At 73.0% G+C, this 24,970-nt stretch carries 24 protein-coding genes; 11 read left to right on the top strand and 13 right to left on the bottom strand.

Translation table 11 applies throughout. The features are described from left to right. Positions 1-25: 25 nt before the first annotated feature. The 3 genes from AC1C2W_RS08650 to AC1C2W_RS08660 form a co-directional block, all read right to left on the bottom strand. The gene (locus tag AC1C2W_RS08650; RefSeq protein WP_495412889.1) at positions 26-2,503 is read right to left on the bottom strand and encodes a glycoside hydrolase family 65 protein; all 2,478 of its coding nucleotides are present in this window, start codon (positions 2,501-2,503) and stop codon (positions 26-28) included. Beyond that, positions 2,500-3,234 carry an HAD family hydrolase gene (locus tag AC1C2W_RS08655; RefSeq protein WP_495388473.1) on the bottom strand — a complete coding sequence of 245 codons (735 nt, stop codon included), beginning with the start codon at positions 3,232-3,234 and terminating at the stop codon, positions 2,500-2,502. The genes AC1C2W_RS08650 and AC1C2W_RS08655 overlap by 4 nt, the downstream gene beginning before the upstream one ends. A gap of 97 nt (positions 3,235-3,331) precedes the next feature. Further along, entirely contained in the window at positions 3,332-4,381 is a 1,050-nt protein-coding gene (locus AC1C2W_RS08660) for a uroporphyrinogen decarboxylase/cobalamine-independent methonine synthase family protein (protein ID WP_495412890.1), read from the bottom strand. A gap of 174 nt (positions 4,382-4,555) precedes the next feature. Between AC1C2W_RS08660 and AC1C2W_RS08665 the strand changes: the two genes are divergently transcribed. Further along, positions 4,556-5,011, top strand: coding sequence for an ester cyclase (locus AC1C2W_RS08665; RefSeq protein WP_495388475.1), 456 nt, complete (start codon positions 4,556-4,558; stop codon positions 5,009-5,011). Between the two features lie 51 nt (positions 5,012-5,062). Next, positions 5,063-5,875, top strand: a complete 813-nt coding sequence (locus AC1C2W_RS08670; RefSeq protein WP_495388476.1) for a TrmH family RNA methyltransferase — start codon at positions 5,063-5,065, stop codon at positions 5,873-5,875. A 27-nt stretch (positions 5,876-5,902) separates the two neighbouring features. On the opposite strand, the gene AC1C2W_RS08675 is transcribed toward AC1C2W_RS08670, so the two are convergent. Beyond that, positions 5,903-6,469, bottom strand: coding sequence for a TetR/AcrR family transcriptional regulator (locus AC1C2W_RS08675; protein ID WP_495412891.1), 567 nt, complete (start codon positions 6,467-6,469; stop codon positions 5,903-5,905). Positions 6,470-6,616: 147 nt separating this feature from the next. On the opposite strand from AC1C2W_RS08675, the gene AC1C2W_RS08680 reads away from it, so the two are divergent. Both AC1C2W_RS08680 and AC1C2W_RS08685 read left to right on the top strand, forming a co-directional pair. Beyond that, on the top strand, positions 6,617-7,183 hold the full coding sequence (locus tag AC1C2W_RS08680; protein WP_495412892.1) for a hypothetical protein: 567 nt from the start codon (positions 6,617-6,619) through the stop codon (positions 7,181-7,183). Position 7,184: 1 nt separating this feature from the next. Further along, on the top strand, positions 7,185-8,633 hold the full coding sequence (locus AC1C2W_RS08685) for a dihydrolipoyl dehydrogenase family protein (RefSeq protein WP_495412893.1): 1,449 nt from the start codon (positions 7,185-7,187) through the stop codon (positions 8,631-8,633). Here the strand turns inward: AC1C2W_RS08685 and mnmA are convergent. The 4 genes from mnmA to AC1C2W_RS08705 are packed head-to-tail and all read right to left on the bottom strand — an operon-like array spanning position 8,600 to position 12,759. Then, positions 8,600-9,739, bottom strand: a complete 1,140-nt coding sequence (mnmA, locus tag AC1C2W_RS08690; RefSeq protein ID WP_495388480.1) for a tRNA 2-thiouridine(34) synthase MnmA — start codon at positions 9,737-9,739, stop codon at positions 8,600-8,602. The two genes, AC1C2W_RS08685 and mnmA, sit on opposite strands and share 34 nt — an antisense overlap. Next, complete coding sequence (locus AC1C2W_RS08695) at positions 9,736-11,001, bottom strand: cysteine desulfurase family protein (RefSeq protein WP_495388481.1); 1,266 nt, start codon at positions 10,999-11,001, stop codon at positions 9,736-9,738. The genes mnmA and AC1C2W_RS08695 overlap by 4 nt, the downstream gene beginning before the upstream one ends. A 46-nt stretch (positions 11,002-11,047) precedes the next feature. Further along, a complete protein-coding gene (locus AC1C2W_RS08700; RefSeq protein ID WP_495412894.1) occupies positions 11,048-12,208 on the bottom strand; it encodes a LacI family DNA-binding transcriptional regulator in 1,161 nt (386 codons plus the stop codon). After that, a complete protein-coding gene (locus AC1C2W_RS08705) occupies positions 12,205-12,759 on the bottom strand; it encodes a GNAT family N-acetyltransferase (protein ID WP_495388483.1) in 555 nt (184 codons plus the stop codon). The genes AC1C2W_RS08700 and AC1C2W_RS08705 overlap by 4 nt, the downstream gene beginning before the upstream one ends. 397 nt (positions 12,760-13,156) lie before the next feature. On the opposite strand from AC1C2W_RS08705, the gene AC1C2W_RS08710 reads away from it, so the two are divergent. The 4 genes from AC1C2W_RS08710 to purU all read left to right on the top strand — a co-directional run bounded on the left by AC1C2W_RS08710 (position 13,157) and on the right by purU (position 17,126). After that, on the top strand, positions 13,157-13,399 hold the full coding sequence (locus tag AC1C2W_RS08710) for a hypothetical protein (RefSeq protein WP_495412895.1): 243 nt from the start codon (positions 13,157-13,159) through the stop codon (positions 13,397-13,399). Next, positions 13,399-14,007: an ABC transporter ATP-binding protein gene (locus tag AC1C2W_RS08715; RefSeq protein ID WP_495412896.1), complete on the top strand. Its 609-nt coding sequence runs from the start codon at positions 13,399-13,401 to the stop codon at positions 14,005-14,007. Before AC1C2W_RS08710 ends, AC1C2W_RS08715 begins: the two co-directional genes overlap by 1 nt. Then, a complete protein-coding gene (locus AC1C2W_RS08720; RefSeq protein ID WP_495412897.1) occupies positions 14,004-16,139 on the top strand; it encodes a hypothetical protein in 2,136 nt (711 codons plus the stop codon). Before AC1C2W_RS08715 ends, AC1C2W_RS08720 begins: the two co-directional genes overlap by 4 nt. Before the next feature lie 141 nt (positions 16,140-16,280). After that, complete coding sequence (gene purU, locus AC1C2W_RS08725; RefSeq protein ID WP_495412898.1) at positions 16,281-17,126, top strand: formyltetrahydrofolate deformylase; 846 nt, start codon at positions 16,281-16,283, stop codon at positions 17,124-17,126. Positions 17,127-17,232: 106 nt separating this feature from the next. Here purU and AC1C2W_RS08730 read toward each other — a convergent pair whose 3' ends face one another. Both AC1C2W_RS08730 and AC1C2W_RS08735 read right to left on the bottom strand, forming a co-directional pair. Further along, complete coding sequence (locus tag AC1C2W_RS08730) at positions 17,233-18,111, bottom strand: VOC family protein (protein WP_495412899.1); 879 nt, start codon at positions 18,109-18,111, stop codon at positions 17,233-17,235. 52 nt (positions 18,112-18,163) lie between these two features. Then, positions 18,164-18,778 carry an NADPH-dependent F420 reductase gene (locus AC1C2W_RS08735; protein ID WP_495412900.1) on the bottom strand — a complete coding sequence of 205 codons (615 nt, stop codon included), beginning with the start codon at positions 18,776-18,778 and terminating at the stop codon, positions 18,164-18,166. A 133-nt stretch (positions 18,779-18,911) separates the two neighbouring features. On the opposite strand from AC1C2W_RS08735, the gene AC1C2W_RS08740 reads away from it, so the two are divergent. Further along, positions 18,912-19,412: a MarR family winged helix-turn-helix transcriptional regulator gene (locus AC1C2W_RS08740; RefSeq protein ID WP_495388490.1), complete on the top strand. Its 501-nt coding sequence runs from the start codon at positions 18,912-18,914 to the stop codon at positions 19,410-19,412. Between the two features lie 79 nt (positions 19,413-19,491). On the opposite strand, the gene AC1C2W_RS08745 is transcribed toward AC1C2W_RS08740, so the two are convergent. From AC1C2W_RS08745 to AC1C2W_RS08755, 3 genes are all read right to left on the bottom strand, one after another. After that, positions 19,492-20,469: a sugar ABC transporter substrate-binding protein gene (locus AC1C2W_RS08745; RefSeq protein WP_495412901.1), complete on the bottom strand. Its 978-nt coding sequence runs from the start codon at positions 20,467-20,469 to the stop codon at positions 19,492-19,494. Positions 20,470-20,537: 68 nt separating this feature from the next. After that, a complete protein-coding gene (locus AC1C2W_RS08750; RefSeq protein ID WP_495412902.1) occupies positions 20,538-21,536 on the bottom strand; it encodes an ABC transporter permease in 999 nt (332 codons plus the stop codon). Next, positions 21,517-22,998 carry a sugar ABC transporter ATP-binding protein gene (locus AC1C2W_RS08755; RefSeq protein WP_495388493.1) on the bottom strand — a complete coding sequence of 494 codons (1,482 nt, stop codon included), beginning with the start codon at positions 22,996-22,998 and terminating at the stop codon, positions 21,517-21,519. The genes AC1C2W_RS08750 and AC1C2W_RS08755 overlap by 20 nt, the downstream gene beginning before the upstream one ends. Before the next feature lie 265 nt (positions 22,999-23,263). On the opposite strand from AC1C2W_RS08755, the gene AC1C2W_RS08760 reads away from it, so the two are divergent. Together AC1C2W_RS08760 and AC1C2W_RS08765 are read left to right on the top strand one after the other, a co-directional pair. Further along, on the top strand, positions 23,264-24,391 hold the full coding sequence (locus AC1C2W_RS08760) for an FAD-dependent monooxygenase (RefSeq protein ID WP_495388494.1): 1,128 nt from the start codon (positions 23,264-23,266) through the stop codon (positions 24,389-24,391). Between the two features lie 30 nt (positions 24,392-24,421). After that, on the top strand, positions 24,422-24,910 hold the full coding sequence (locus AC1C2W_RS08765; protein WP_495388495.1) for a MarR family winged helix-turn-helix transcriptional regulator: 489 nt from the start codon (positions 24,422-24,424) through the stop codon (positions 24,908-24,910). Positions 24,911-24,970: the final 60 nt, after the last annotated feature.

Consider the following 24,970-nt stretch of genomic DNA (forward strand, 5'->3'; position numbering starts at 1 on the left):
CGACAGGCTCGACCAGCGGTGACGGTCAGGAGTGCGGCACCCTCGCCGTGATGAGGGTGCCGTCGTCGCGACGGTTGCCGGAGAGGGCGCGCAGGCTCGGGCGTCCGGGCCGCACGGCCCCCTGACCGTCGAGGGCGACGCGCACGGGGTCGCCGGGCGTGACCTTCACCTGCTCGCCGCGCACCGTGACCTGCGCGCCGTCGCCGGTCTCCGCCACGAGCTCGATCTCCTCGGGCCGCACGGTGATGCGCAGGCGCGAGCCGTGCCACGTCACGCGGAACGTCAGCCCCTCCCAGCCCTGCGGCAGCCGCGGGTCGAAGGAGAGCTCGCCGTCGTGGTCGCGCATGCCGCCGAACCCGAACGCCAGCGCCGTCCACGTGCCCCCGGCCGAGGCGACGTGCACGCCGTCGGCCGCGTTCGAGTGCAGGTTGGCCAGGTCCACGAGCAGCGAGGACACGAAGTACTCCAGCGCGAGCTCGTGGTAGCCCACCTCGGCCGCGATGATCGACTGCACGACGCCGGACAGCGTGGAGTCCCCGGTGGTCAGCGGGTCGTAGTACTCGAAGTCGGCGAGCTTCTCCTCCGCGGTGAAGTACTTGCCCTGCAGGAACAGCGCGAGGACGACGTCCGCCTGCTTGAGGACCTGGTACCGGTAGATCACCAGCGGGTGGTAGTGCAGCAGGAGCGGGCGCTTGGTGACCGGCGTCGCCGCCAGGTCCCACAGCTCCCGCTCCAGGAAGTGCGAGTCCTGCGGGTGGATGCCGATGCTCTCGGCGTACGGGATGGACATCTTGTCGGCCGCACGGTTCCACTCGGTGGTCTCGTGCACGCCCAGGGAGAGTCGTTCGGCGAGCCGTGCGTAGTCCTCCGGGAAGTCCGCGCGCATCCGCTCCACGACGAGTGCCGCCGCCCGCAGGTTGAACCTGGCCATGACGTTGGTGAACAGGTTGTCGTTCACCACGGTCGTGTACTCGTCCGGCCCGGTCACCCCGTGCACGTGGAAGTTGTCGTCGCCGTTGGCGCGCCAGAACCCGAGGTCCTGCCACATGCGGGCGGTCTCCACGAGGATGTCCGCCGCCTCGCGACGCAGGAAGTCCCGGTCGTCGGTGGCGCGCACGTACTGCACCAGCGCATAGCTGATGTCGGCGTCGATGTGGTACTGCGCCGTGCCCGCCGCGTAGTAGGCGGACGCCTCCTCGCCATTGATGGTGCGCCACGGGAAGAGGGCGCCCTTCTGCGACAGCTCGCGCGCCCGGCGGCGCGCCGCGTCGAGCATCTGGTAGCGGAACCGCAGCGCGTTCCGCGCGAACCGCGGCGACGTGTACGTGAGGAACGGGAGCACGTAGATCTCGGTGTCCCAGAAGTAGTGCCCGGAGTAGCCGCTGCCGGTGAGCCCCTTGGCGGGGACGCCGGAGCCCTCCGCCCGCGCGGTGGCCTGCGCGAGCTGGAAGAGGTTCCACCGCACCGCCTGCTGGATCTCCGGGCGGCCCTCCACCTCCACGTCGGACCGGTCCCAGAAATCGTCCAGCCACCGCCGCTGGTGACGGAGCTGGACCTCGATGCCGCCGTCCCGGACGCGGTCGAGCGTGCGGCGGCAGCGGTCCACGAGCTCCCGCGCCGGGACGCCGCGCGACGTGTGGTACGTGACGACCTTGGTGAGGCGGATCGGGTGGCCCGCCTTCGCGTCGACGCGGAAGACGTGCTTCGCCAGGTCGTCGTCCACCTGGGTGCGCACGTCCCACTCGTCCTGCGTCTCCAGGTGGTGGTCGGCCGCGACCGCGAGCGTCATGCCCGAGTTGGTGCAGCGGTAGGAGAGCACGAGGCGCTCGTCGTCGCCCCACCGGGTCTGCGGCCGCAGCACCCGACCGGCGAACTGCTCGGCCCGGCGCGGGTCGAAGCCCTCGCCGAGAGAGGCGTCCGGCACGTGGTACTCGTCCTGCCCGTCCTGGCGGTTGAGGATCTGCGAGGAGAGCGCGACGGGGCCGTCGGCGTCCAGCAGCGTGACCTCGAACGTCATGAGGGCGAGGTGCCGCTCGACGAACGAGACCATGCGCTGCGAGCTGATCTTGACCCGCTTCCCGGACGGGCTGCGCCACAGGATCTCGCGGCGCAGCACGCCGTCGCGCAGGTCGAGGGAGCGCTCGTAGTCGACCAGGTCCGCAACCGGCAGGAGCAGGGGCTCGTCGTCCACGTAGAGCCGGATCACCTTGGTGTCCGGCACGTTGACGATGGTCTGGCCGACCTTGGCGAAGCCGTACGCATCCTCGGCATGCCGGATCGGCCAGGTCTCGTGGAAGCCGTTGATGAACGTGCCGTGCGCGTGGGACTCGCGGCCCTCCTCGACGTTGCCCCGCATCCCGAGGTAGCCGTTGGCGACGGCGAACAGCGACTCGGTGACGCCCAGGTCCTCGGCGGAGAACTTGGCCTCCACGAGGCGCCACGGCTCGGCGGGGAACCGGACGCGGTCGACGGCGCGCTGCTCGTCTGCGGTGCGGTGAATCATGCGGACTCCCCCTGGAGGTCGAGGACGGACGCGTCGAGCTCGCCCAGGTCGGACACGACCCGGTCGGCGCCGTGCGCGGAGAGCGCGTGGGCGCCCACACCCCGGTCGACGCCGAGCACGAGGCCGAACAGGCCGGCGGCGCCCGCCTGCACGCCCGACAGCGCGTCCTCCACCACGACAGACTCCGCGGCGGGCACGCCCAGCAGGGCCGCGGCGCGCAGGTAGGTGTCGGGGGCGGGCTTGCCCGGCAGGTGCTCACGCGCCGCGACGTTGCCGTCGACGACGACGTCGAACCGGTCCGCAAGGCCCGACGCGGCAAGCACGGCGGGAGTGTTGCGCGAGGACGACACGACGGCGACCTGCGCCCCCGCCGCCGTGACGGCGTCCAGGAAGCGCACGGACCCCGGGTACGGGGCGATGCCCTCGTCCGCGAACATCCGGTTGACGATCTCGTCCTTGCGGTTGCCCAGCGCGCACACGGTGTCCTCGCCGGGTGCGTCGTCGGACGAGCCGCGCGGCAGCTCGACGCCGCGGGAGGCGAGGAACGTCGCCACGCCGTCGTACCGCGGCTTGCCGTCGATGTGCGCGAAGTAGTCCGCGGCGGTGTACGGCGCCAGGCCGCGGGCATCGCACCAGGGCGCGAAGAGGCGCTCCCACGCACGCATGTGCACCTCGGCGGTGGGTGTGAGCACGCCGTCGAGGTCGAACAGCACGGCTCGCAGGGAGGTCACGGGGAGTCCTTCGCAGGTCGGGGACAAGTCGGACACGCCGAGCGGACGCAAGCACGACGCCGAAGATCAGCCTACGCAGTTCCCGGCAGCCGCCGCGTCACGCGGCGGCGCGTTCCGCGAGCGCCTCGGCCACCCGGCCGAGGTTGGCCAGCTCGGCGCGATGCTCGTCGACGGTGCCGGGCCGCCGTCGCGACCCCGCGAGCAGGGTGACGTCGGCGAGCCCCGCCGCGGGCAGGCCGATGCGCCGCCAGGGCTCGGCGACGAGCCGGACCAGCTCCGCGAGCTGGGGCCCCGAGCACTGCGACACGGTCGCGGGCGGCAGGCCCGCCCACAGGCCGAGGCCCCGCTCGCTCGCGCGGGCCAGGAGCTCCCAGGCCCGCTCGTTCCAGCCCGCACCTTCATGACCGCTGCCGACGTCGGCGAGGTCGAGCCCGACGGCGTCCGCGCCGGCGAGCGCCACCGGCGGCACGCCGACCCACGTCGCGCCGAGGTGCACCACGACGCGGGCGCCGGCGTCGTGCGCGGCGTCGATGACGGGCTGCAGCCCCTCCACGATGTCGGGCCCGGGCACGGCGCGCAGGCGCGAGAAGCCCGAGAAGCTCGGCAGCACGCCCGCGTGCACCTGACCGAGCAGCCGCTCGGTGAGCTGCACCACCGGCTCGGCCCCCGGCACCTGGGCGCGCACGTCGGCGACGTGGGCGCGGACCGCCTCGCCCAGCGCGTGGGACAGGTCGCGGCGGGCGCCGGTGTCGGCGAGGACGCGGTCGCCGCGTGCCGACCAGAGCTCCGCGGCGAGGGTCCACGGTCCGACGAGCTCGACGGCGAGGGGGCCGTCGTGACCCACAGCCGCCACCGCCAGCGCGGACAGGTCGTCGCGCAGCATCGTCTCGGCCCGGCGCAGGTCCGCGCCGGGGTGATCGGCCAGCTTCCAGCCGTGCGGGCCGAGCTCGACGGGCATCTCGGCGAGCAGGGCCGCCGTCCGCCCGACGGCGTCGGCGCCCGGCCCCCGGCCCGTGAGCTGGGTGAGGAACGGCAGCGCGTCGACCCCCGTCGGCAGGGACGCCAGGTCGTCGAGGACGGTCTGCTGCGCGGACAGCTCGTCGCGCACACCGCCGGGCCACGGGCCGTGCCCGGAGACCGTCGTCATGAGTTCATCGCTGAGATGTCGAGTGGGTTGTCGGGCACAGGGCTGTCTACCACGGCGTCGGGCACGGACTTCACCACCTTCACCACCATGTCACCTCTCCCACCGCGTCACGCCGCGGCCGCTCGCTGCTCTCGAAGGGTAGGAGCACGGTAACGGCCCGACGAAGGAGTCCAGATGTCCGTCATCCTCGACGCGGCGAGACCGGAGCCCGCGCCACCGACAGCACACCCGTCCACCCCCCGAGCCGTCGCGACACGCGTGCACGCGAACGCGATGCCGGCCGGCGCGGAGGCGGTGCTGCGCCGCCAGCTCGCCCCCGGCTTCCGCAACCACGACGTGCTGCCCGGCTGCGCCGGCGGCCCCGACGCGCTGGTCGCGACCATGCACTGGTTCCACGACGCGTTCGTCGAGCAGCACGTCGAGGTGCTGCACGCGATCACCGAGGGCGACCTCGTCTCCCTGCACGTTGCCTTCAGCGCCCTGCACTCGGGGTTCTTCCTCGGCGTCGCGCCGTCGCACCGGCGCTTCACCGTCCGCGAGATGCACCTGGTCCGCGTGCACGACGGCCTCGAGGCCGAGCACTGGGTGATGCGCGACCAGGTCTGGTGGGAGCACGAGCTGCGCCGCTGACGTGCCGCTGACGTGCCGATGACGTGCCTGGCGCCGTGGGAGACTGCGGGCATGCGGATCACCGTGCGCAATGCCCGTTTCCAGCAGCTGCAGACGTTGCTCACCAACCGCACCAAGCGCGGCCGCGCCGGGGAGTTCCTCGTCCAGGGCGTGCGCCCCATCACGATGGCCGTGGAGCACGGGTGGCAGGTGCGCACCCTGCTGCACGAGACGGACCGGCGGCTGTCGTCGTGGGCGCAGGACCTGCTGCAGTCGACGCGGGCCGAGACCATCGCGATGGCGCCGGAGCTGCTCGCCGAGCTGTCGGAGAAGGACGAGGGCGCCACCGAGCTCCTGGCCGTGGTGGCGATGGCGCCCGACGACCTGGACCGGGTCCCCGTGGGGCCGGCATTCCTGGGCGTCGTCTTCGACCGGCCCACCCAGCCGGGCAACGTCGGCGCGGTCGTGCGGTCGGCCGACGCGTTCGGCGCCGACGGCCTGATCGTCACCGGCCACGCCGCCGACCCCTACGACCCGAAGTCGGTGCGCGCCTCGACGGGATCCCTGTTCGCGCTGCCCGTGGTCCGCTCCGCCTCGCACGCCGAGGTCATGGACTGGGTCGCCGCGCACCGGGACGCGGGGCGCGGGGTCACCGTCGTCGCGACCGACGAGGACGGCGACGCCGCACCGGCCGACGTCGACCTGACCGGGCCGGTGCTGCTGGCCGTCGGCAACGAGACCGCCGGGTTGTCGAAGGGGTGGCGCGAGGCCGCCGACGCCACGGTGGCGATCCCTATGGCCGGCTCCGCGAGCTCGCTCAACGCGTCCAACGCCGCGTCGATCGTGCTGTACGAGGCGCGCCGGCAGCGGCTGGCGCAGGGCTGACCCCCACCTCCGGGTGCCGGGCCCGCGTCAGGAGCGCACGACGGCGCGGCAGCTGCGGAGGAACGACGCCCCCACCTTGGTGGCGTCCCCCAGGTAGCCGGCGACCATCACGCCGTCGCGGAGCAGCATCAGGTCGTCGGCGACCGCGTCGGGATCGGCCGGCTCGAGCGGCGCGACGAGCCGTTCGAACGCGCTCGTCCACCACGCACGGTGCCCGGCGACGAGCCGTCGGACCGGGCTGTCGGCGTCGGGGTACTCCGCGGCGGCATTGATGAACGGGCATCCCCGGAACCTGGGGGCGCACGCGACGATCCCGGTCTGCTCGGCGAGCACTCGCAGCGCCGCGTCCACGTCGCCGTCGCCGTGGGCGATGGCCGCGGCGACGCCCTCGCGCTCGAGGGCCGCTCGGCGCTCGAGGTAGGCGACCACGAGGTCGTCCTTGGTCCTGAAGTGGCGGTAGAACGTCACCTTCGTGGTGCCGGCGCGTTCGATGACCTTGTCCACGCTCACCGCGCGCATCCCGCGGGCGTAGAACAGCTCGTTCGCCGCCTCGATCAGGCGTTCTCGCACGGACCCCTGCACGGTCGTGATCATACGTGGCTCCCCTCCCACCCCTTGCGTCGGGCAACGGTGCTGTGTACTGTCGCGCTCGGTAGAGTGACTAGTTAGTCTACCGAGTGGGACGCCGTCTGACGGGGCCATCCGGGCCCCGTCCGCTCCGGCTCCAACGAAGGGAATCTCATGACCACCACCGTGGCACCACCCACCTCCGTCGCCTCCAACGCCACCGCCCTGCGGAACCTGTACTTCGTCCGGTTCGGCTTCGCCATCGTCTGGGCCGTCCTGGTGTTCATGGTCGGCGGGAGCGTCGCCCCGCTGAGCGCGACGCTGATCGTGCTGTACCCGCTCTTCGACGTCGCCGCGGCGGTCGTCGACTTCCGCTCCGCCAAGTCCGCCCGGCCCACCGTCGGCCTGTACGTCAACATGGCGCTCAGCCTGCTGACCGCCATCGGCCTGGCCGTCGCCCTCACCTCGGGCATCCCCGCGGTGCTCACGGTCTGGGGCGCCTGGGCGATCACCGCCGGGCTCGTGCAGCTTGCCGTCGCCATCCGCCGCTACCGGCTCGGGGGCCAGTGGCCCATGATCCTCAGCGGCAGCATCTCCGTGCTCGCCGGGGCGAACTTCATCCGCGAGTCGGCCGCGCCCGACGGAAACCTCGCCACGGTCGCCGGGTACGCCGTCCTCGGCGGCATCTTCTTCCTCGCCTCCGCCGTGCGTCTGCACTTCGTCGCCAAGAAGGGCAACTGAAATGACCGAGAACATCTTCGACGTCGTCGTCATCGGCGCCGGCCCGGTCGGCGAGAACGTCGCCGACGGGGTCGTGCGGGGCGGCCTCACCGCGGCGATCGTGGAGAGCGAGCTCGTGGGCGGGGAGTGCTCGTACTGGGCCTGCATGCCCACCAAGGCCCTCCTTCGGGATGCGGCGGCGCTGCGCGCCGTCCGCGCTCTTCCCGGCGCCAGGGCCGCCGTGACCGGGGAGCTGGACCCGGCAGCCGTCCTGCAGCGCCGTGACGCCTTCGCCTCGCACTGGGGCGACGCTGGCCAGGTCGCCTGGCTACAGGGCGCCGGGATCTCCCTGTTCCGCGGCGTCGGGCGCCTCAGCGGCGCGCGGACCGTCGAGGTGACGGACGCCGACGGCGCCGTGACCGTGCTCGAGGCGCGACAGGCGGTGGTCGTCGCCACCGGCAGCAGCGCCGTGGTCCCGCCGGTCCCCGGTCTGGCCGACGCCGCGCCGTGGACCAGCCGGGAGGCAGCCTCCGCCCGGTCCGTCCCCGAGCGGCTGGCGGTCATCGGCGGCGGCGTCGTGGGGGCCGAGATGGCCACCGCGTACGCGGCCCTCGGCGCGAAGGTGACGATGATCGCCCGCGACGGCCTGCTGCCCCGCGTCGAGTCGTTCGCGAGCGACCTGGTCGCCGAGGCGCTGAAGGCACAGGGCGTGGCACTGCACCTGCTGACCGAGCCCGAGGGCGTGCACCGCGACGCGAACGGGGTCGTGCACATCGACCTCGCGGACGGCACCACGCTCCACGTCGACGAGGTGCTGGTCGCGACCGGCCGCACGCCGAACACGGCCGACATCGGCCTCGAGCACGTCGGGCTCACGCCCGGCGGCTGGCTGCACGTGGACGACTCGCTGCGGGTCGACGACTGGCTCTATGCCGCCGGCGACGTCAACCACCGCGCCCCCCTCACGCACCAGGGCAAGTACCAGGCCAGGGCCCTGGGCGACACGCTCGTCGCGCGCGCCCACGGCACCCCCGTCGACCTCGCCCCCTGGGGCCGGCACGCGGCCACGGCCGACGAGCGCGCCGCGGGGCAGGTGATCTTCACCGACCCGGAGATCGCCACCGTCGGCCACACCGCGGCCTCGGCCGAGGCGGCGGGGCTGCACGTCCGCGCCGTCGAGTACGACCTCGGGGCCGTCGCCGGCGCCGCCCTGCACGCCGACGGGTACACCGGCCGGGCAGGGATGGTCGTCGACGAGGACAGGCACGTGCTCGTCGGGTTCACGGTGGTCGGCCCCGACGTCGCGGAGCTGCTGCACGCCGCGACGATCGCCATCGCCGGTGAGGTGCCGATCGACCGGCTGTGGCACGCGGTCCCCGCCTACCCCACCGTCAGCGAGGTCTGGCTCCGGCTCCTCGAGACGTACGGCCGGCCCGGTCAGGCGCGCCAGGCGTCGGCCACGGTCGCCTGACCGAGCACCCGCGTACCGCGGTAGACGACGGCGGACTGGCCGGCCGCGACGCCACGCAGCGGGGCGCCCACCAGGCGCAGCCGCATGCCGGGCGCCCCGTCGTCGGCCACCGACCCGTCGCGGGCCGGCGTGCCGGGCGTCGCCTGCACCTGCACGGGCACCGGCGCGCCGTGGGCGCGGATCTGCAGCTCGGCGTCAACCCAGCCGTCGTGCTGCAGCGCGAGCCAGACGGCGTCCCGCGCGACCACGCGGTCCACGGACAACAGCTCGGCCGGGCCGACCACGACGGTGTTGGTCGACGTCTGCACGTCCACGACGTACCGAGCGCGCCCGTCGGCGGCCGGGCGCCCCAGGCTCAGGCCCTTGCGCTGGCCGACCGTGAACGCGTACGCGCCGTCGTGCTCGCCCACCACTGCGCCCTCCACGTCGACCACCGAGCCGGGCTGCGAGCCGAGCCGGTCGCGCAGGAAGCCGCGCGTGTCGCCGTCGGCCACGAAGCAGATGTCGTAGGAGTCCGGCTTGGCGCTCACCGACAGCCCACGCCGCTCGGCCTCCGCGCGGACCTCGGCCTTGGACGCGAACCCGCCCAGCGGGAATATCGCCCGGGCCAGGCGGTCCGGGCCCATCACTGCCAGCACGTACGACTGGTCCTTCTCCGCGTTCGGCGACCGGTGCAGCTCGCGGGTCATCGCGCCGTCGGCGGCCTCGTGCGTGACGACCTGCGCGTAGTGGCCCGTCGCGACGGCATCGAACCCGAGCGCGGACGCCTTGTCCAGCAGGGCCTCGAACTTGATGTGCTCGTTGCAGCGCACGCACGGGTTGGGGGTGCGCCCGGCCGAGTACTCCGCGACGAAGTCGGCGACGACGGTCTGCTCGAACGTCTCGGAGAGGTCCCACACGTAGTACGGGATGCCGAGCACGTCCGCGGCCCGGCGCGCGTCGCCGGCGTCCTCGATGGAGCAGCAGCCGCGCGAGCCCGAGCGGAACTGGTCCCGGTTGCGGCTCAGGGCCATGTGCACGCCGACGACGTCGTGCCCGGCCTCCACCGCGAGCGCCGCGGCGACGGCCGAGTCCACCCCGCCGGACATTGCCGCCAGCACCCTCATGCGGCACCCCCCGCGCGCACCGGGCCCGAGACCAGCCCCGCCGCGCGGGCCCGCTCGACCACCTGGGGCAGCGCGGCGACGAGCCGCTCGATGTCCGAGCGCACCGACGTCGCGCCGAGGGAGAACCGCAGCGCGCCGCGGGCCTCCAGCTCCGGCACGCCCATGGCGAGCAGCACGTGCGACGGCTGCGGCACCCCCGCCTGGCAGGCCGAGCCCGTCGACGCCTGGACGCCCGCCGAGTCCAGCAGGTACAGCAGGGAGTCGCCCTCCGCGCCCGGGAAGGTGAAGTGCGCGTTGCCGGGCAGGCGGGCGGGCACGCCGTCGGTGTGGAGCGCCGGGTCGGGGCCTCGGAGCACCGCCTCCGGGGCCGCGTACCGGACGCCGGCGACCAGCTCGTCGCGCAGGGCCGCGAGCGCCGCGGCACGCTCCGGGCGCGCGGCGACCGTCTCGGCCAGCGCGACGGCGAACGCTCGGATCGCGGGGGCGTCGAGCGTGCCCGAGCGCACCCCGCGCTCCTGCCCGCCGCCGTGCAGCACCGCCTCGAGTGGCAGGTCGCGGCGGGCCAGCAGCGCGCCCACGCCGCGCGGGCCGCCGAGCTTGTGCCCGGTCACCGTCATCGCGTCCGCCCCCGACGCGGCGAAGTCGACCTCCACCTGGCCCACCGCCTGCACCGCGTCCGTGTGCACGGGCACGCCGTGCTGGTGTGCCAGGCGCACGACGTCGCGCACCGGCTGCAGGGTGCCCACCTCGTTGTTGGCCCACATCACCGAGACGAGGGCGACCTCGTCGGCATGCTCCACAAGCTCCGCGCGCAGGGCGGCGAGGACCACGCGCCCGTCGCCGTCCACCGGCAGCAGGACGATCTCCGCGCCCGCGTGCCCCGCGAGCCAGAACGCCGGGTCGAGCACCGCGTGGTGCTCGACGGCGGAGACCAGCACCCGGGTGCGGCGCGGGTCGGTGCGGCGCCGGCCCCAGAAGATGCCCTTGATCGCGAGGTTGTCGGCCTCCGTGCCGCCGGCGGTGAAGATCACCTCGCTGGGGCGCGCGCCGAGCGCCGCCGCCACCGACTCGCGCGACTCCTCCACGACGCGCCGGGCCGCGCGACCGGCCGAGTGCAGCGAGCTCGCGTTGCCCGTGTGTCCGGCCTCCGCGACGTACGCCTCGAGCGCCGCGCGCGACATGGGGGTCGTGGCGGCGTGGTCGAGGTAGGCGCCCGCGGGCGCGGCCGCACCGGCGTCCGGTGCCTGCGAGGGGGTGGTCACGGTTCCCCAGTCTACGAACTCGCGCCGGTGCCCGGTCAGCGCCCGGTCAGCGCCCGGTCGAGCGCGCGGGCGGGGCCGTGCTGGAGCGGATGACGAGCTCGGGCGGGATGCGCTCGGCGACGGGCCTCGCGGCCGTCGCGGGCACCGCGACCAGCCCGGCCGCGGCGTCGCGCCGTTCCGCGAGCGCCGTGACGACCATCGCCACGCTGCGCTCACCGAGCTCCCCGAAGGGCTGCCGCACGGTGGTCAGCGGCGGCACGAAGTACGCGGCGCCGGCGACGTCGTCGAACCCCACCACGGACACGTCGCCCGGCACGGACACCCCGCGCTCCCAGAACGCGCGGAGCAGGCCGAGCGCCAGCTGGTCGTTGCCGGCGAAGACCGCCGTCGGCCCCTCCTGCGCCGCCACCGCCTCCGCGAGGTCACGACCGGCGGCGTACCCGTCCTCGGCCGACCACGTGCACTGCCGGGGACGGCTCGGGGCGATGCCGCGGGCCTCCAGCGCCTCGCGCCATCCGGCGGTGCGCTCCCGGGCGTCGAACCAGTCCCCCGGCCCGGCCACGTGCAGCACGTCGCGGTGCCCCAGGTCGAGCAGGTGGTCGGTGGCCGCCCGCGCCCCCGCCCGCTGGTCCACGGCGAGCGACAGCGTCGTCGGGCCCGCCGCCGTGGTGCCCGCGTCCTGGGGCGGGCGCTCGAGCGCCGCGACGACCAGCACCGGCACCGGGGCGCGGAAGGACTCGACCGCGGCCGCGACGTCGTCCTGCGGCGCGATGACCACGATGGCCTCCACGCCCTGGTCCATGAAGTGCTCCAGGGCCTCCCGCATGGCCTCCGCGTCGTACGTCCGCAGGGAGGCCAGGGAGACGAAGTAGCCCGCGTCCCGGGCGGCGCCCTCGATCGCGATCAGCGTGCTGGTCGGGCCGAAGAGCGCCGACCCGGTCGTCACGACGCCCAGGGTCGTGGAGCGCGCGGTGGCGAGGGCGCGCGCGGCGCTGTTGCGCCGGTAGCCCAGGCTCGCAATGGCGTCGAGCACGCGCTGGCGGGTCTCGCCCCGCACGCTCGGGTGGTCGTTGAGCACCCGCGAGACCGTCTGGTGCGAGACGCCCGCGACGGCGGCGACGTCCGCCATCGACGGCCGCCGCGCGGGGTGGCGCGCCGGTTGGCGTGCAGGGGGGCTCGCCGCGGCCCGCGGGCCGGCGGCGGTCATCGCTCCTCGGCCGCGTTCCTCGCGTCGACCTCGTCGAGCACCCGGCGCAGGTACGTCATCGTGAGCTTGCCCGCCGCGCGGTCGTACTGCTCCTCGTACCCGTGCTTGGTGTACATGGCGAGGTTGTGCTTGGAGTCCTTGCCCGTGAACGCCCAGACCTCCGTGACCTGCGACGGCAGGTACTGCAGGATCGCGAACATCAGCGACGTGCCGATGCCCTTGGCCTGCTGGTCGGGGGCCACGGCCAGCCGCCCGAGCGTGGCCCGCTCCCCCTCGATCTCGAGCCGCAGCGACCCGACGAGCCGGTGCCCCTCCCACGCGCCGACGGTCACCACGTCGTCGCGCGCCATGTCGTCGCGCAGCTCGTGCAGCGTCTGCGTCAGGGGCGGGATGTGCGGGTCGTCGTAGAGCTGCGCCTCGCTGACGAACGCCGCCCGTCGCAGCGTCAGCAGCTCGCCCGCCTGGGCGTCGTCGACGAGCGCGATCCGCAGCGCGTCCTGGGCAGGATCGGGCCCTTGATCCTGGGCGTCGGTGCCGGGTGCCTCACTCATGGAGACATCGTGGCAGACCGTACGAAGGTTCGCCGCCACCTGCGCTTCCAGCCTCACGCATCGGGCATACCGCCCAGATCGGAGTTGCACCGAACGCTTGCGTACCGGCCCAACCGCGATATATCTTCCCCGTGAACAGCCACCGGGGGCCAGATTCGGTCTCTGAACTGCGCGTTGCTGTCGAACCGACGATGGCCTCGCGCCTGAGTGCCATCCCTTTCCGCGAAGGTGGGGAATAGGCATGGGGCGTCGTTTGCCTAGGTTGATCGCCGGGGGCCTTCTTCTTATTGGCTTTGTTGTCCCCGGTGTACTCTCAGCTGCTGCCCAGCAGCCGACGCTCTACAGCACGGCCACCGGTGTCTCGTCCTGGAACAAGGACACGTCGACGTCCCTGTACATGGCCAGCGTCTCAGTCAAGGAGACCAAGGCTGACAGCCGTTCCGTCTACTCAGACTTCAAGACCTACGACACCGCGACGAAGAAGTCGCGCCTCCAGATGCGGCTCACGAACCAGCTGGGTTCAGGGAAGACAACAACCGCCGGCGCGTATGCCAACACCTGGGTGTACTACCACAAGGGGTGCACGCGGATCAATCTCCTGCCGGACGCGTGCGGGTCGACGGGATACCCGTCCCACTGATGACCGCAGCAGTTCTGGACAAGGTGGAGGTGCTGGCCTTGACAGGGCCGTCGGGCAGCGGGAAGTCGACGCTGCTGGACGTGGTGCTGGGGCTGCGCCGGCCCTCGGCCCGCCGGGTCGAGGTCCTTGGTCACGACCTTGGGGCGATGTCGGCGGGACAGATCGCAGACCTGCGGAGGGTGCAGGTCGGGCAGGTCTCGCAGACTCCCGACCTGCTGCCCGAGCTCACGGTGGCGGAGAACGTCGGGGTGGGGCTGATCTTTTCCGGGATGCGCCGCCGCCGGGCCCTGGAACGCGCCGAGGCGGCACTCGACATGGTCGGGCTGTCCGGGGCCGGGAGCTTGCGGCCCGCGGCGCTGTCGGTGGGTGAGGCGCAGCGAGCATCGATCGCTCGGGCGCTGGCCCCGGAGACGACTCGGCTGCTGGTTGCGGACGAGCCGACCGCATCGCTGGATGCAGGCAACGTGCGCATGGTGATGGACGTGATCCTGTCAGCGGCTCGGGCGCGGGACCTGGCGGTCCTGGTGGCCACGCATGACCGGTCGGTCGCGGACCGCTGCGACCGGGAGGTCGCGCTGCGCTCCCACGTTGCACACGCGCCACAATGAGGACGACGCTCGCGCTCGCGCTGCGGCTGGCGCTCGCCCGTTCGGCGCGGTGGCGGCTGACCTGCGTGGTCCTGGCCTCTGCGGTCGCGGTCCTGGCCGCCTGCCTGGGCCTGGCGTTGGTCGGGGCCGTGGAGAACGCAGAACTACGGATGGCTGCCCGCTCGCCTGTTCCGGCGGTCGACGCTGGGGATGAGACCGTGCGCGTGGAGTTGCGCGGCTTCGAAATCGACTCGCGCTCGATCACGGTCCGGTGGATCGAACCCGTCGTGGACGAGGTGCCCGCGCGGAGTCTGCCGGCCGGCATGGACCGCATGCCCGAACCGGGAGAGGCAGTCCTGTCGCCGGGGCTGGCGGCCATGGGAGTGACGGCCGAGGACCTCGGGTTCGAGCCCTCAGATGCAGGCTCTGGACCGGGCGGCCTGATCGGTGAGAAGGGCGTCGCCACGCTGGACGAGCCGTTCGCCTGGGTGCGCCCGGTCGAGGGGCGCACCCTGGGGGACAGCGCCGTGGCACTGTCCCGGTTCGCGACCATGGCCGATGCGCAGCAGTCCCGAGAGCAGGACCTACCTCTCGAAGACCCCCTCTCACCCGGGTCCCCCCTTCCCTCCGCTGGACAGATGTGGCTCTTCGTGATCCTCGCGCTGGTGTTGCCGGCCTTCCTCCTGCTGCTCTTCTCCTGCCGGGCCCGTTCCGAGGTACGGTTCCGCAGGTCGGAGACGTTGCTACGGCTCGGCGTACGAGGCATTCGTGTGCGGCAGGTCATGATGACCGAGAACCTCGCGCTGGCCCTGGTCGGTGCTGTACCCGCCGCATTCCTCTACGCGGCGGCGGGCGCCCACCTGCAGCACATTCCTTTCACCGACACCGTGTTCTTGCAGCGGGCGCTGACACTGTCGGGAGGCGTCACTGCCACCGTGGTGCTGGGCGTCCTGACGCTGGTCGCAGCCCTGTCCGTCTCGGTCCCGCTCCACGCGTCCTTGCGCGTGGAGCGCTCCGAGAGGGCCCGCGTCTGGAGGATCTTCCCGGTTCTCGTGGGCGCGGCGCTCATGCTCGGCTCACGCGCACTCGGGGCCGAAGGGGCGATCCCGTATGGGGCAGGGGTATTGCTGGCTGCAGTCGGGATCCCGCTGGCGGCACCGCTGCTGGCCTCCTGGGTGGCCAAGGCCTGGCGGAAGCGCACCGGCCGGCCTTCCGAGTGGCTGGCGACCGCGCGGGTGGCCGTGCGCCCTCGCCTGCTGTCGGCGACCGCCGGCCTACTGTCGGTCGGGGTGCTCCTCGGATCGGTCGCGCTGAGCGTGGGTGCTACCTGGGCCACCGAGCGCACCCAAGGGCCGGACACGTCAGCTCTCGTGCTCGTCGCCAACTGGGCGGACCCCAAGCCAGGGGACACAGACAGCTTGGCGGCGAATCTTGACGACTTGGTCCCTGGCCTGGTCGTGCTGCCGCTGCGCCAGGGCGGGAAGTACGGGCAGGTCGCCCACGCCGACTCGTGCGAGAGCCTGCGCCCCGTCGCCGTGCAGCTCGGTGGTGATCCCTGCGACCCGGATGGTGGCCTCGCCGACGGTGCGGCCCAGGTCCTCGACCAGATGATGCTCGAGATCAGCTTCGCAGAGCACGCTCCCCGACCCGAGATCGGCAGCGGTGACGTCCTGCTCCTGACCGACGGTCATGTGTCCATGACCGACGTCTACCAGGCGGGGAGGGGACTGCCGGCCTTCAACCCTGCGCAGTTGTCAGGGAGCCTGACCGCGTGGAACCCCGCGACGGGCTGGGTGCTCTCAGGCGCCTTTATCGCCCTGCTGATACTTGGTACGGCGGTCGTACGCGAGCTCATCGAGCGGTCCCGGGACGCCTTCGCCGACCGCGGGCGCCTGTCGCGGCTGGGCCTCGTGCCCGCCGACGCCTTGAGAGTCGGCCGGTTGTCGGTCCTGGTTCCGGTGCTGGCCGTTGCGCCGCTCGGATACTTCTGCGGCCTGGCAGCCTCCTTCGGCGGCACGGGGATCTCGCTCACGACCTACACGCCCGTGTGGATCTCACTGGTGACTCTCGGTGCCCTGCTGGTGACCTGGGCCGCCGCGTGGGCGGGTAGCCTCGTCGCGCCCCGGGGAGAAGACCTGTCCGGAAGATCCTGAATGAGCGCGTTGCTCAGCCGCGAGAGCGCGCCATGAGTCCGCAGGTCTCCGGTCGGTCGTGCGGGGCGACGGCCGAGCGCCCCGGTGAGTTCGCCCACGGACCGTGGCACGCCGTTCGCGCACGTCCTCCACAATGGACCGGTGACCACCGCATGGGTGCTGACCCTCTCCTGCCCCGACCGTCCCGGCATCGTGCACGCCGTCGCGGGGACGCTCGCGGAGCACGGCGGCAACATCACCGAGTCCCAGCAGTTCGGCGACCCGGCGTCGGGCCTGTTCTTCATGCGCGTGCAGGTGGAGGCCGCGGCCGGCCGCGACGAGCTCGAGGCGGCGCTGGCCCCGGTGATCGACAGGTTCGCCATGACCTGGCACCTCGACGTCGTCGGCCGGCGGCTGCGGGCCCTCGTGCTGGTGAGCAAGGCGCCGCACTGCCTGGTCGACCTGCTGTACCGCGAGCGGTACCAGGGCATGCCGATCGACGTCGTCGGCGTGGTCGGCAACCACCCCGACCTGGCCGACATCGCCGAGTTCTACGGCAAGCCGTTCCACCACGTGCCCGTCACGAAGGACACGAAGGCGCAGGCCGAGGACCGGCTGCGGGGGCTGGTCGCCGAGCTCGACGTCGAGCTCGTCGTCCTCGCCCGGTACATGCAGATCCTCTCGGACGAGCTGTGCCGCGACCTGCAGGGCCAGGTGATCAACATCCACCACTCGTTCCTGCCGAGCTTCAAGGGCGCCCGCCCGTACGCCCAGGCCCACGACCGCGGCGTGAAGATCATCGGCGCCACGTCGCACTACGTCACGGGCGACCTGGACGAGGGGCCGATCATCGAGCAGGACGTGGAGCGCGTGGACCACTCGCGCGACATCTCCGACCTCGTCGCGATCGGCGAGGACGTCGAGCGCCGCACCCTGGCGCGCGCCGTGCGGTGGCACGCCGAGCACCGCGTGCTGCTCGACGGCCACCGCACGGTCGTCTTCCGCTGATCACGCCCCCGCCCTGCTGCCGAACAGGCGGTTGACACCGTGATGCGTGGTGAAAGCCCTCCATAACGGTGTCAACCGCCTGTTCGGCAGGTCGGGGTCGGGCGGGTCAGGCCGCCGAGACCTCGACGAGGGTGCGCCAGGGGTCGTCGAACCGGAGGGTCCGGCCGTCGTCGCGCGCGTCGACACCCGCGTGCCGCAGGCGGTCGGCGAGCGCGCCCAGCTCGTCGCGCGTCGGCACCGTGAGCGCCACCTGCCCGAGCCCGAGCGTCGCCGCCCGCGGCCCGGCCCCCGCGCTGTTCCACGTGTTCATCGCCATGTGGTGGTGGTACCCGCCCGCGGCGACGAACAGGGCGCCGTGGAACGTGGCCATGATCTCGAAGCCGAGGGTGTCCACGTAGAACTGCTGCGCCGTGGGGATGTCGCCCACCTGGAGGTGCACGTGCCCGACCTGCGCGCCCTGCCCGGCGGTGCCGGCCATCGCGTCCTCGGTGAGGTGCCGCTGCAGGAACTCCTGCGGGTCGAACCAGTCGGAGCCCATCGCCACGCGGTTCCCGTCGCGCCGCCAAACGTCCCGCGGCCGATCCCAGTACAGCTCGATGCCGTTGTCCTCGGGGTCGGTGAAGTAGAACGCCCGCGACACCCAGTGGTCCGCGTTGCCGGCGAACCGCGACAGCGGGTGCGCCGCGGCGTGCGCGACGGCGGCCGCGAGCGCCTCCTCGGTGTCGAAGAGGATCGCCGTGTGGAACAGGCCCGCCTGGTTCCGGGCCGTCGCCGGCAGGCCCGGCGTGTGCTGCAGCGCGACGACCGGCACGCCCCCACGCCCGAGCACCACCCGGTCCGGGGCACCGAGGGCGGGGATCTCCTCGAGCGCGATCGCCTCGCGGTAGTAGGCGCTCATCGCGCCGAGGTCTCCCACGTGCAGGGTGACGGCGCCCATCGCGGTCTCGGCCGCGAGGAGGTCGGCGGTGCGGGTAGGCGATGTCATGGTCTCGGCTCCTGGTGCTGGGATGCTTCGGCGCGAACGACGACGAGGTGGCTCAGAGCAGCGCGAACCCGGTGGTCCACTGCGTCTTTTCTCCGGCGGCGAGCGTGAGCTGCAGGAAGCCGAGGGACTCGAGCTCCCGGGCGCGCTTGAGCGAGCCGGCGTCGACGACCCGGACGGCGGCCCCGTCGAGCGCCTGGGCGAAGGCCTCCTTGGCGTCCGCGTCGTCGCCCGCGACCAGGACGGTGGTCGTGGCGTCGCCGACGGTGCCGCTGGCGAGGGTGGCGGCGAAGTTGGTGTTGAACGCCTTGAGGACGTTCGCGCCCGGGAGCTTCGAGGCGAGCTCGGCGGCGGCCGAGGAGTCGGCGGGCACGACGAGCGAGTCGAAGGTGGAGAAGTCCAGCGGGTTGGTGAGGTCGACCACGGTGCGCCCGGCGAGCTGGTCGCCGTAGGTCGCGACGACGTCGTCGAGAGCCGGGTACGGGAGCGCGAGCACGACGATCTCGCCCGTGAGCGGATCGCCGAAGGCGGTCGGGGTGACGGCGGCGTCGACGGCCGCGGCCTTGGCCTTGTCGCGGGAGACGACCTGGACGTCGTTGCCGCCGGCGAGCGCGAGCCCGGCGATCGCGGTGCCCATGTTCCCGCTGCCGAGGATGGAGATCGTGGCCATGGTGTCCTCCTGGCGTTCACGCGTCGACCCATTTGGTTGACGCTACAACCAACATAGGCCGCTATAGTTGTAGCGTCAACCTTTGCCCCCGAGGCTTCCGCCCCGAGATCTCTGCCCCGAGAACGAGGACCACATGACACCGGAGGAGCCCCGCTGGCTCGACGCCGAGCAGATGCGCAGCTGGCTGCGGCTGCAGGCGGTGATCGAGCTGCTGCCCGCGGCCCTCGACCAGCAGCTGCGCCGCGACGCCGACCTGACCCACTACGAGTACATGGTGCTCTCGATGCTGTCGGAGGCCCCGGACCGGTCGCTGCGCATGAGCGAGCTGGCGCACCTCACCAGCGCCACGCTCCCCCGGCTCTCGCACGTGGCCCGACGCCTCGAGGCGCGCGGCTACCTCGAGCGGTGCACGGCCCCCGACGACAAACGGGCGACCGTCTCCCACCTCACCGAGGACGGCTGGCAGAAGGTCGCCGCGAGCGCGCCCGGCCACGCCCGAACGGTGCTGGAGAACGTCTACGACGACCTCGACGACCACGAGGTCGCCGCGCTCTCCAGCGCGCTCGGCAAGATCCTCGCCCACATCGACCCGCGCGACCGGTTCGGCCTCGAGGACGAGAACGTCGCCGGCTGAGCGTGTCGATACGGGTCTCGACAAGCTCAACCGGCGAAGCCTCGACAAGCTCGACCTGCGGGTCTCGTCGTGCCGGGCGTCAGGACCCGCAGAACGACGGAGCCTCGTCGACGTTCATCGCCGTGATCAGTGAGACCGGCTTCTGCGAGACCTTCACCCCGTCGGGGTCGTCGAGCAGCGCGACGGCGTGCTCCAGCGAGCGGCTGCCGAGGTCCGCGGCGGAGTCCGCCACCGTGGCCGCGAAGTCGCCGGCCTCGACGGCGATGAGGCCCGGCTCGGTGCCGTTCGTCGTGACGATCTGGGCGGCGCTCCCCGCCGCGTCGAGCGCGGTGCGTACCCCGAACGCCATGTCCTCGTTGAGCACGAACACGTAGTCCACGTCAGGGTTCGCCTGGACGATGTTCTCCGTGACCTCCTGCGCCTTTCCGCGGTTGAACATGCCGGGCTGCTCCGCGACGACGGAGACTGTCTCCGGCAGCGCCTCGGTGAAGCCCTGGACCACGTAGTCCGACGACGCGCCGGGCGCACCCGCCACGACCGCGGCGGTGACATCGCCGCCGCCGGCATTTTCGGCGTCGGCGACGATCCAGCCCGCCGCGAGCTCTCCCACCTCGGCGAGGTCGACGACGCTGGCGCCGAGCACATCGTCGAGGTTGTCCGGCATGATCGCCGAGAGGTACACCGGCACCCCCGCGTCCCGGGCGGCCGTGATGCCGCCGGCCATGGTGTCCACGCTGACCGTGTTGAGCACGATCGCGTCGACCCCGCGCGCGATCATGTCCTCGACGTTCGAGATCTCCTTGGCGGGATCCGTGTCGGAGTTGGCCACCAGGAGCTCGACCCCGGCCTCCACGGCGCCCGCCTGGACGCCGTTCTCCAGGCAGGTGCCCCATTCGTTGTTCGCGCCGTTGACGAAGCCGATCGTGTAGCCGTCGTCGCTGCCCGTCGCGCCGCCGGCGGTGCTGCACGCCGCCAGGGCGAGCGCGCACGCCGCCGCCAGGCCGGCGGTCGAGACTGCCTTCGAGATGGCATCGGGCCGCATGTTCGTTCCGGTCATCTGTCTCACCTTTCGTCGCACGACGTCGTCGTCGTGTTCGTGGTCGTTCGGAGGATTCGGCGTGGGGGTCAGTGCCGGCGGCGCAGCGCGCTCGAGACGGCCGCGACCAGCAGCACGAGGCCGACGGCCATCATCTGGAAGTAGCTCGAGACGCCGAGGAGGTTCAGCGCGTTGGACAGCACGCCCAGGAGGAGGACGCCGAGGACGGTGCCGGTCATGGTGCCGCGCCCGCCGGCCAGGGACGTGCCGCCGATGACCACCGCCGCGACGGCCTGCAGCTCGAGCGTGAGGCCGGCGCCACCCGGGCTCGCCGCCCCCAGCCGGGCCAGCAGCATGACGCCCGCCAGCCCGGAGAGCGCCCCGGTGAGCGCGTACAGCGACACCTTCTGGGCGGCGACGGGGATGCCGGCGAGCCGCGCGACGTCCTCGTTGCCGCCGATCGCGAAGGCGTTCCGCCCGTAGGCAACGTGCCGCAGCACGAACCCGAGCCCCAGGCAGACGGCGACGGCCGTGAGCAGCACCAGCGGCACGCCGAGCACGCTGCCGCTGCCGAAGCCGCGTAGCGCGTCGCCGGCCGAGATGCTCATGCCGTCGACGACGTAGAGCGCCAGGCCGTCGAGCAGGGTGGCGGTGGCGAGCGTCACCACGAAGGGCGCCGCCCGGGTGAAGGTCGTGACGAGCCCGTTGACCAGCCCGACGAGGACCGCGCAGCCCACGCCGACGCCGACGGCCACCCCGACGGCCGTGCCGCCGGACACGAGCGTCGCCACGAGCGCCATCGTCACGGCAGCGTTGCTACCCATCGAGAAGTCGATCCCGCCGGAGATCATGAGCACGGTGAGGCCGGCCGCCAGCACGGCGACGACGCTGACCTGGCGGAGCACGTTGAGCAGGTTGTTGGGTTCCAGGAAGGCGTCGGAACCGAGGCTCGCGACCACGACCAGGGCCACGAGCACCCCGAGCAGGCCGGCGTGCGAGCGCACTCCGCGACCGAGGGACGCGAGTGCGGTGGGGGCAACGGGCGCGGCGGCGTGCGCGCGCTCGGGGCTAGACGTCGGTGCGGACATGGTGGGCGTCTCCTACGGTCAGGGCGATCAGATCGTCACGGGTGGCGGTCGCGTCGCGCTCGGCCACCACGCGGCCGGCGCTGACCACGACGACGCGGTCGGCGAGGCGCAGCACCTCGGCCACGTCGCTGGAGGCGAGCAGGACGCCGGTCCCGCGATCCACCAGGCGGTCGACGACGCGGTGGATCTCGGCCTTCGCGGCGACGTCGACGCCGTTGGTTGGCTCCTCGAGGAAGACGATCTCGGGCTCGCTCTCGAGCCACTTGGCGAGGAGCACCTTCTGCTGGTTGCCGCCGGACAGGCTCCCGACGGGCGGGTCCGCGGTCAGGGTGACGACGCCGAACCGGCGGCGCAGGTCCGCCGCCCGGCGGCGGAGCGCCCTCCACCGCACGAGCCTGCGCCCGGCCGCGCGGTTCTGGGCGAGCAGCACGTTCTCGTCGACGCCGAGGGCACCGACCAGGCCGAGCGCGTGCCGGTCGCCCGTGACGCAGCGCAGCCCGCTGGCCAGCGAGGCGCGAACGGAGCCCCAGCGGACCGCCCCGCCCCTCGCGCGCAGCGTCCCGCCGTCGGGCACCAGCGTCCCGGCGAGCGCGCCGAAGAGCGCGGACTGGCCGTCGCCCGCGGGGCCGAGGACGGCGACGACCTCGCCGGCGCGCACCTCGAGGGTGAGGTCGCGCAACCGGTTGCCCACCCGCAGCCCGTCGAGGGCCAGAAGCGCTGCCCCCGGCGCGCGCCCGCGCACCGGCCGTTCCGTGTCCACGTGCTCCCCCGCCATCGCGTACACGAGGCGGGCGACGTCGAGGTCGGCGACGTCGCTCGTGAGCTGGTGGCGCCCGTCGCGCAGGACGGTGACGCGATCGGCCAGCTCGGTGATCTCCTCGAGGTGGTGGGAGATGTAGACGATCGCGAGCCCCTGGTCGCGCAGGCGGCGGACCAGCGCCCGCACCTGGGCGGCGGCCTCGCCGCCCAGGGTCGCGGTCGGCTCGTCCAGGACGAGCACCCGCCCCCCGCGCCGCACCTCGCGGGCGATCTCGACCATCGTCTGCTCGGCCGTGGAGAGGTCGCCGGCCGGCCGGTCCGGGTCGATCGCCAGACCCAGGACGGCGAGCGCGGCGAGCGCGTCACGCCGCACCCGGCGGTGGTCCACGACGCCGAGGCGCCGCGGCAGGTCGCCGAGCACGAGGTTCTCCGCGACGCTGAGGCTCCCGACGAGGTCGCGGCGCTGCGGAACCGTGGCGACGCCGAGCTCGCGCGCCCGGCGCGGGGTGAGGCCGTGGTGAGCCGCCCCGTCGATCTCGATCGTGCCGGCGTCGGGCACGAGGGCCCCGCTCATCACCCCGACGAGGGTGGACTTGCCGGCCCCGTTCATCCCCACCAGCGCGTGGACCTGGCCCTTCACCAGGTCGATGCTCACGTCCTCGAGGGCGCGCGCCCCGCCGAAGGACTTGCTGATCCCGGTCATCGACAGGACCGGTACTGGAGTGCGGGCGGCATCGGCCGCCGGACTCGCACAGACGTCGTCATCGACTTTCACGCGTGCTCCTGCTTCATCGCAGAACGGGTGGCCGGTGTGGGCACCCGGTCGTGGTTCACATCACTTATGGTGCAATATATATCTCGACATACGTTGCTGGCCACCATCCGACGACGGACGGTGCCGCGGCGCAGGTCGGACCCACTCGGGCATCGGAGCCCGGGCGCATCCCACGACGGAGTTGGAGACAGACATGGGCAGGATCTTGATCGTCGGCGGAGGCATCGGCGGCCTCGCCACCGCCATCGCGGCGCGGCAGGTCGGGCACGACGTGGACGTCGTCGAGCGCCACCCCGACGTGCACTCGTCCGTGTACGGCGTCGGCATCATCCAGCCGGCGAACGCCCTGCGGGCGCTGGACGTGATCGGCTGCGCCGCCGAGTGCATGGCCGTGGGCTACCCCGCCGAGGGGTGGGGCCGGATGCTCGACGTCGACGGCAACCCCGTGCGCGAGATGCCGGGGATCCCGATCGACGGCATGCCGCCGATGAACGGGCTCACGCGGCCGCAGCTGCACGAGATCCTCACCCGACGGACCAAGGACGTCGGCGCCGAGATCCGGTACGCGACGACGTTCACCGAGCTGCGCCCGGACGCCGACGGCGTCGACGTCGACCTCACCGACGGGACCTCCGGCCGGTACGACGTCGTGGTCGGCGCGGACGGCGTCAGCTCGTCGGTCCGCAGGTACGTGCTGGACGGCGAGCTCAAGCCTCGCTATATCGGCCAGTCGGCCTACCGCGTGAACATCCCCCGTCTGCCCGAGATCGACCGCATCGTGCTCCAGGAGGGGCCCGACGGGATGGCGGGCTTCGTCCCGATCGGCCCCGACCTGGCCTACCTGTTCTTCAACGCGAACATGGACCGACCCGACCCGGCGGCATCACCCGAGTCCGTCCTCGCCGACCTCAAGGCGCACCTCGCGCCCTTCGGCGGGCTCGCGGCCCGCGTGCGGGACGAGTTCCTCACCGACCCGGGCGCCGTCGTGCTCCGGCCCGAGGAGACGCTCATCGCCGACGCCCCATGGCACCGTGGGCGCATCGTGCTCCTCGGCGACGCCGTGCACGCGATCACCCCGCACCTCGGCCAGGGCGCCGCCCAGGCCATCGAGGACGGCATCGTCCTCGCCGAGGAGCTGGCGAACCACGACGACGACGTCGAGGCAGCCTTTACCGCGTTCACGGCCCGGCGCTACGACCGGTGCAAGCTCGTCGTCGAGACCTCGCTCGCCATCGGCGAGTGGGAGGCCGGCCGCCTGCCCGAGTTCGACAACGTGGCCGCGACCAACCACGTGATCGCCACCATGGCGCAGCCCCTCTGACGCCGCCGGCCGCTCGATAGCATTCACCGTGTGAGCGACGCGGGAGCATCCGAGCGAACCACCGACCGGGGCATGCTCGTGCAGACCTTGCGCGAGCTCGCCTGGACCGTGCATCGAACGGCCCCCGCGCGGGCCGGCGTCGGCCCGATCCCCACCACCGAGCTCGCCCTGCTCAAGCAGGTGCTCGAGACCCCCGGGGCCACGGTGGGCGAGCTCTCCCGCGCGCTCGGCCTCCGCCAGCCCAACACCAGCGCGGCGCTGCGCGTGCTCGTCCACCACGGCTTCGTCGTGCGCGAGACGCATCCCGACGACCGGCGGGTGGCGCGCATCGTCCCGACCGAGGCGGCGCGGGCCGAACACGAGGCCATCGCCGCGGCGTGGGCCGGGGTGCTCGGCGAGGCCGTGGACACGCTCGCCGCGCACCATCGGCGCGCGCTGGACGACGCCGCCGAGGCGCTGGCCGCCCTCCTCGACTCGCTCCGGCAGCCTCCGGGCAAGGAATGGTCGGGCGAGGTATAGCCCCACAACACGAACGGCGGTGGGGTGTGGTCCCCTTTCTGGGCCCCAACCCCCCCCCCT

The organism is Isoptericola sp. Y581, from assembly GCF_059445475.1.